Source organism: Streptomyces sp. NRRL B-24085, assembly GCF_001282115.1.
Taxonomy (GTDB): domain Bacteria; phylum Actinomycetota; class Actinomycetes; order Streptomycetales; family Streptomycetaceae; genus Streptomyces.
Genome location: NZ_LJBR01000149.1, coordinates 1 through 7,052 on the forward strand (window position 1 = coordinate 1; position 7,052 = coordinate 7,052).

5 protein-coding genes are annotated in these 7,052 nt (G+C 69.9%); 4 read left to right on the forward strand and 1 reads right to left on the reverse strand.

The annotated features are described in order from the left end of the window. Positions 1-252 precede the first annotated feature (252 nt). On the forward strand, positions 253-1,329 hold the full coding sequence (locus AOJ26_RS17950) for a family 43 glycosylhydrolase (RefSeq protein ID WP_053849323.1): 1,077 nt from the start codon (positions 253-255) through the stop codon (positions 1,327-1,329). Beyond that, positions 1,326-2,738, forward strand: a complete 1,413-nt coding sequence (locus AOJ26_RS17955; protein ID WP_053849324.1) for an RICIN domain-containing protein — start codon at positions 1,326-1,328, stop codon at positions 2,736-2,738. The genes AOJ26_RS17950 and AOJ26_RS17955 overlap by 4 nt, the downstream gene beginning before the upstream one ends. A gap of 2 nt (positions 2,739-2,740) precedes the next feature. Here AOJ26_RS17955 and AOJ26_RS17960 read toward each other — a convergent pair whose 3' ends face one another. Beyond that, a complete protein-coding gene (locus tag AOJ26_RS17960; RefSeq protein WP_053849325.1) occupies positions 2,741-4,423 on the reverse strand; it encodes a rhamnogalacturonan lyase B N-terminal domain-containing protein in 1,683 nt (560 codons plus the stop codon). A 192-nt stretch (positions 4,424-4,615) separates the two neighbouring features. On the opposite strand from AOJ26_RS17960, the gene AOJ26_RS17965 reads away from it, so the two are divergent. After that, positions 4,616-5,656, forward strand: a complete 1,041-nt coding sequence (locus tag AOJ26_RS17965; protein ID WP_053849326.1) for a rhamnogalacturonan acetylesterase — start codon at positions 4,616-4,618, stop codon at positions 5,654-5,656. A gap of 101 nt (positions 5,657-5,757) precedes the next feature. Next, a partial coding sequence (locus AOJ26_RS17970; protein WP_053849327.1) for a DUF2264 domain-containing protein occupies positions 5,758-7,052 on the forward strand: 1,295 nt, incomplete at its 3' end.

Sequence of the window (7,052 nt, forward strand, 5' to 3'; positions counted from 1 at the left end):
GTCTTCCGGGGTGTCGCTGGTCATGCCTCGACGCTAACCGAAGGCCCGCCGGACGGCCCCGGCTGTCCGGTCCGCGAACACCGGACGGCGGTGTCCCCACAGAACCGATGCAGAAAGCGCCTTCTGCCGGTCGCGTCCAACCCGTTGACCTCATGGTTCCCCAGCCGTACCTTTCGGCTGTTCGCAATAACAACAGATGTTCTCAATATCGAACATCGCTCTCAGGACACCCCCACCCGAGAGGCAGTCCGTATGAGCCGCGCCCCCGACGTCCCCCACCGACGACTGCTGCTGAAAGGCGCCCTGGCCGCGGGCGCCCTGGCAGCGACCCCCACAGCCGCCGAAGCCGCCCCGCGCCCCCAGAAGGCCGCACCCGTCGTGAACCCGCTCGTCCGCAACCGCGCGGACCCGTACATCCACCGTCACACCGACGGCCACTACTACTTCACCGCCACCGCCCCCGAGTACGACCGCATCATCCTGCGCCGCTCCCGCACGCTGGGCGGCCTCGCGACCGCCGACGAGTCCGTCATCTGGACCAAGCACCCCACCGGTGTCATGGGCGCCCACATCTGGGCGCCGGAACTCCACCGCATCGGCGGCAAGTGGTACGTCTACTTCGCCTCCGCGCCCGCCGAGAGCGTGTGGGACATCCGCATCTGGGTGCTGGAGAACGCCAACCCCAATCCCTTCAAGGGGACTTGGGCGGAGAAGGGCCAGATCAGGACCGCGTGGGAGACCTTCTCCCTGGACGCCACCACCTTCACCCACCGCGGCACCCGCTACCTCGCCTGGGCCCAGCACGAGCCCGGCCTGGACAACAACACCGGTCTCTTCCTGTCCCGGATGGCGAACCCCTGGACCCTGGCGGGGCCCCAGATCCGGCTCTCCACCCCGGAGTACGACTGGGAGTGCGTCGGCTACAAGGTCAACGAAGGCCCCTCGGTCATCGCCCGCAACGGCCGCCTGTTCATGTCCTACTCGGCCAGCGCCACCGACCGGCACTACTGCATGGGCCTGCTCACCGCCGACGCGGACGCCGACCTCATGAACCCGGCGAGCTGGTCCAAGTCGCCCACCCCCGTGTTCACCAGCAACGACACCACCAGGCAGTACGGCCCCGGCCACAACTGCTTCACGGTCGCCGAGGACGGCCGCAGCGACGTCCTCGTCTACCACGCCCGCCCGTACAAGGAGATCGTCGGCGACCCGCTGAACGACCCCAACCGCCACACCCGCGTCCAGAAGCTCGGCTGGCACACGGACGGCACCCCGGACTTCGGCATACCGGTGGCGGACACCGCCATCGACTCGGAGGTTGCGTCATGAGACGTGCGTACGCGGTACTGATCGCCCTCTGCCTGGCCCTGGCCGGCGCCCTGGTGACCGCCGGACCGGCCCAGGCCGCCCCGCTCACGATCCCCAACGGCGTCCAGTTCACGGACACTTCGGGAAGCGCCCTGCACGCCCACGGCGGCGGAGTCGTCAAGGTCGGCTCCTACTACTACTGGTTCGGCGAGGACCGCAACGCCGACAACACCTTCCGGTACGTGGACGCCTACCGCTCCACCGACCTGAAGAACTGGGAGTTCAGGAACCACGTCCTGACCCAGTCCTCCGCCTCCGAGCTGTCCAAGGCGTACATCGAGCGGCCCAAGGTCGTCTACAACGCGAGCACCGGCAAGTTCGTGATGTGGATGCACAAGGAGAACGGCACCGACTACAGCGAGGCCCGCGCGGCCGTCGCCGTGTCCGACACCGTCGACGGCAACTACGCCTACCAGGGCAGCTTCCGCCCGCTCGGCCAGCACATGTCCCGCGACATCACCACGTTCGTCGACACCGACGGCACCGGCTACATGGCCTCGGCCGCCAACGAGAACTACGACCTGCACATCTACCGGCTCACCGCCGACTACACCGGCATCGCGAGCCTCGTCGCCAACCCCTGGCCGGGCGGCCACCGCGAGGCTCCCGCCCTGTTCAAGCGGGGCGGTGTCTACTTCATGCTGACCTCGGGCGCGACCGGCTGGAGCGCCAACCAGCAGCAGTACGCCACCGCGACCTCCCTCGCCGGCCCGTGGACCGCGATGGCGAACGTCGGCGACTCCACGACCTACAACTCGCAGACCGCGTACGTCCTTCCGGTGCAGGGCACCTCGGGCACCTCGTACCTCTACATGGGCGACCGCTGGGGCAACTCCTTCGGCGGCACCGTCAACGACTCGCGGTACGTGTGGCTGCCGTTGACCTTCCCGAGCTCCACCACGATGTCCATGTCCTGGTACCCCGAGGTCACCGTCGACGCGGCGGCCGGGACGGTCACCGGCACCGCCGCCACGTACAACACGCTGGTCGCGCGCAACAGCGGCAAGTGCGCTGACGTGCCCGACCAGTCGCTGTGGCAGGGCGTCGCGATCAGCCAGTACAGCTGCAACGGCGGCGGCAACCAGAAGTGGTGGTTCAAGAATCTCGGGACCGGCTACTACCAGCTCGTCGGCCGGGGCAGCTCGCTGTGCCTCCAGGAGAACGCCTCCACGGTGACCCAGGAGAACTGCTCCTCGACCGCCACCACCCAGCAGTGGTCCCTGGTCACCACGGGCTCGTACGTGAACATCAAGGCCCGCGCCACCGGTGAGTGCCTGGACGTGAACGGCGCGTCCACCGCCAACTCCGCCGCGATCATTACGTACACGTGCAGCGGGGCGACCAACCAGCAGTGGACGCGCGGGACCTGACGTCAGGTCAGCAGGTCGATCGCGTCGATCGACGTGCCCGCGCTGAGATAGGACGTCGACCCCGAACCGCTCACGATGTTGATCTTCAGCGTGTTGTACTGGCCGGTGTCCGTGCGCCAGGCACTGGCCGGAACGCTGTAGCTGAACGTGTGGTTGTTGCCCCGGTAGGACCCGTTGGTCAGGGACCGGGTGCTCGGCTGGGTGGGCGGGGAGGGGATCGCCGACGTCCAGGTGTCGTTGACGACGACCTGGGGCCGCCCGTTGGCGTAGGCCGTCGTCACCCCGATCCGCAGGGTGTGCGCGGCGGCCGCCTGCGCGGCGGTGAGCTTGAAGTACACCAGCAGACCGCTGTTGACGTCCTTCCAGAGGTAGCAGGGGAAGGCGGAGGTCTCGGTGCCGCTGCCGATCACCACGTTGCCGGTCCAGGAGGCGGCGCGGACGTCGGAGGGATGGGCGTACGTCATCAGGTCGGCGTTCTTGAAGCCGCTCGGGGTGCCCGTCCAGTCGTTGATCCGCCAGATCGCGCCCGCGTTGCCCGGGTCGTTGGTGGACGGGATCGCGATGGAGTTCAGGGTGGTCGTCGCGCCGGCGGTCACCGTCACCGAGGTGGTGTGGACGGCGAGTTCGCTCTTGAAGACGGTCAGGGTGTACGTCCCCGGCAGGACCCCGCCGATGGAGAAGTAGCCGTCCGAGGAGCGGGCCGAACCCCAGTACTGTGCCGCCGGGTTGGCGAGGCCGACGGTGTACGGGTACGCCGTGTTGCGGCCCGTGATGCCCACGCCCGCGACCCGGCCCCGGCCGCCCGAGGCGACGTAGCCGGAGATGCCGAGCGAGTCCGCCCAGGAGGTGGTGAGGGTGCCCGGGAAGAGGGACGAGGAGGGCGCGCCGCCGTCCGTGAGGGCGATGACGTAGGGGCCCTGGAGGCCGAAGCGCTCGTCCTCGGTCTGGTTCTGGGCGTAGTGCAGGATCTCGTAGAGGCCGCCGCCGTCGGCGCTCTGGTGGCGAAGCAGGGAGCGGTAGAAAGGGCCGCCGGACGCCTTCTCGTGATTGCTCCGGACGATCCACAGGCCGACGCCGTTCGCGCTCCAGCCGACGTAGTCGTAGTCCATGACCCGCAGCTTGGAGTAGTGCTTGGAGCGGGTCTGGCCGTCGGACTTGGCGAAGACGTCCGAGGCCTCGATGGCGGTCGGCGCGTAAGTGTAGGAATCGGGCTGGTCGTTGAGGAAGAGGCCGGCCCTGACGCGCAGGATGAAGCGGGTGGAGGCGACCGAGGTGTCGGCCCGGTTGGTCCACAGGTAGACGTTGTTCTCGCCGCTGCGGGCCGCGTAGTAGTGCCGGAGCGTGCCGTACGCGACCGAGACCAGGATCGTCGACCCGGACTGCCTGACCGTGACGGTGGAGGTGCCGAGGCCGGACTCGATGTGCGAGTTCTTGCCGCCGTAGCCCTGGTATTCGGTGCCCTTGTAGACCAGCGAGGTCAGGTCGCCGTTGGTCTTGCTGACCTTGAAGACGAGGTTCGCGCCGGTGTCCACGACGTAGTTCGAGCCGTCGTCGGACCAGCCGAAGCCCGCGGCGGACGCGCGCCGGGCGAGCGGCCCGGCGAGGGCGGCGGTGCCCGCGGCGGCCGCGGTGCCGAGGACGAAGGTGCGGCGTCCGACCGGTGCGTGCACGGGGGATTCGGACATAAGGGTGCCTCCTCCGAGAGGTGTGGGGGTGGGGCAGGCACTTGGAGAGTGACAGTTGAATCGATTTCGCGAAAGGGCTTTCACCTTCCGGAGGTCGGCGACTTTGCGAAATCGGTCCAGACTCTAGAAAGCGCTTGCAGATGGCGGTACGGTCCGGCGCCAGGTGTTGTCCCCCTGACGGAGGAACCGCGAATGAGACGTTTCAACCTCGCCGTGCTGGCGGCGGTGGCACTGGCCTCGGGCCTGACGGCCGTACCGGCGCAGGCGCACCCGGCACGTCCGCCCGGTCTCGACCACTGCACCGCCGGCGCCTGCCACTTCGACGTCCCGCCGGGGACGTACGACGTGAAGGTCCTCCTCGGCGGCGACGGCGCGTCGAGCACGGCGATCAGCGGCGAGACCCGCCGCTCGCTGCTCCCGGAGACGGCCGCCGCGGCCGGCGAGCGGGTCTCCCGCAGCTTCACCGTGAACGTCCGCACCCCGGAGGGCGAACCGACCGGCCCCGAGGGCACGCCGGGCCTGGACCTGGTGCTGGGCGGCTCGGCCCCCGCGCTCGCCGACATCAAGGTCACCCGCGCCCGGCACCCGCGCCAGATCCTCCTCGTCGGCGACTCCACGGTCTGCGACCAGCCCGGCGACCCCTACTCCGGCTGGGGCCAGCAGCTGCCCCGGTACCTGCGCAAGGGCCTGTCCGTGGCCAACTACGCCGACTCCGGCGAGAGCACGGTGAGTTACCTGTCCGAGCCGCGTCTGTGGGCCACGGTCCAGCCGCTGATCCGTCCCGGCGACCTCGTCCTGGTGCAGCTCGCCCACAACGACAAGACGACCGACGGGGCGACGTACCGGGCGAACCTGGAGACTCTGGTCGCGGGTGTCAGGGAGAAAGGCGGGAACCCTGTCCTCGTGACGCCCGTCGTGCGACGCTGGTTCAACTCGGACGGCACGCTGAACAACGGGACGGCCCTGCTGGTCAACGGCCTCGGGGTGGACCACCCCGCGGTGATCCGCTCGGTCGCCGCGGCCGAGGGCGTCCCGGTGGTGGACCTGACGGCGAGGACGAAGTCGCTCGTGGAGTCCCTGGGCGTGGAGGGCTCCAAGGCGATCTACCTCTACAACGAGAAAAGGGACAACACCCACACCTCCGTGCACGGGGCCACCGTGTACGCGGGCCTGGTCCGCGACGAACTCGTCGCACAGGGGCTGGTGCCCGCGGGGCTGGTGCGGGTGGGATAGACGCCTGGGGCGTCCCGACCGGAACCGGGGCGCCCCAGGTCTGTGCCGTGAGCCGGCGAACCGCCAAGCCGTCGAGTCCGCGATCCGAAGAAGAGAGAACGATGCAGTTGCCCCCCGAGGACCGCACCCTCAGTCCGTACACCGGTTGCACGCGCGCCCACTGGGAGGCGGCCGCCGACGCCCTGCTCGCCGCGGTGGAGCCGTACGCCACCCGGGACCGCGCCCTCTACCACCTGCCCGGCGACCGCCAGAGCTGGTCCGGCCGCCTCTCCGACGGCCTGGAGGGGTACGCCCGTACGCTCCTGCTGGCGGCCTTCCGTCAGGACGCGACCGCGCTGGAGCGGTACGCCGACGGACTCGCCGCCGGAGTCTCGGGGGTCTGGCCGCGTATCGAGGACCGCAGCCAACCGTTGGTGGAGGCGGCGTCGATCGCCTTCGCACTGCGGATCACCAAGCCGCTGCTGTGGGACCGACTGGACGACGCCGTACGGCAGCGCGCCGCGGCCTGGCTCACCGACGCGCTCACCGCCGAGGCGTGGCCCTGCAACTGGGAGCTCTTCCCGGTCACGGTCGCCGGCTTCCTGGCGTCGGTCGGGCACGAGCCCGAGGCCTCCCGCAAGGCGGTCGACCGGGGCCTGGAACGCATCGAGCAGTGGTACGTCGGCGAGGGCTGGTACACCGACGGCGACGGCCGCAAGTTCGACTACTACAACGGCTGGGCCCTGCACCTCTACCCGGTGCTGCACGCCTGGCTGGCCGAGGACGACCGGCTGCTGGACCTCTACGGCGGCCGCCTCTCCCGCCATCTCGCCGACTACGCCCGCCTGTTCGGCGCCGACGGCGCCCCGATGCACCAGGGCCGCTCCCTGACGTACCGCTTCGCGACGACCGCGCCCCTGTGGCTGGGCGCCCTGACGGGCCGCACTCCTCTCTCCCCGGGCGAGACCCGCAGACTGGCCTCCGGAGCCCTCAAGTACTTCCTGGACCGGGGCGCGGTGGACTCGCGCGGTCTGCTCACCCTCGGCTGGCACGGCCCCGACCCGGCGGTCCTCCAGGGCTACTCGGGCCCGGCCTCCCCGTACTGGGCGAGCAAGGGCTTCCTCGGCCTGCTCCTGCCGGCGGACCACGAGGTGTGGACGGCGGTGGAGGAACCGGGCCCCGCCGAACGCTCCGATGCGCTCACCTCGGTCACCGCCCCCAACTGGCTTCTCCAGTCGACCCGTTCCGACGGCCTGGTCCGGCTCCACAACCACGGCAGCGAGGACGTCCGCTACGACCCCTACTACACCCGCCTCGCCTACTCGACGGCGACCGAGCCCTCCCCGGCGTACGACAACAGCCTGTTCGTGGACGGCGATCCGAGCCGGACGGGGATCGAGCCGCTGGGGGCGGGGGA

Excerpts from the sequence above, each read along its gene's own strand:
- AOJ26_RS17965 (WP_053849326.1), top strand. The coding sequence starts at position 4,616 with ATGAGACGTTTCAACCTCGCCGTGCTGGCGGCGGTGGCACTGGCCTCG.
- AOJ26_RS17960 (WP_053849325.1), bottom strand. The coding sequence starts at position 4,423 with ATGTCCGAATCCCCCGTGCACGCACCGGTCGGACGCCGCACCTTCGTC.
- AOJ26_RS17950 (WP_053849323.1), top strand. The coding sequence starts at position 253 with ATGAGCCGCGCCCCCGACGTCCCCCACCGACGACTGCTGCTGAAAGGC.
- AOJ26_RS17955 (WP_053849324.1), top strand. The coding sequence starts at position 1,326 with ATGAGACGTGCGTACGCGGTACTGATCGCCCTCTGCCTGGCCCTGGCC.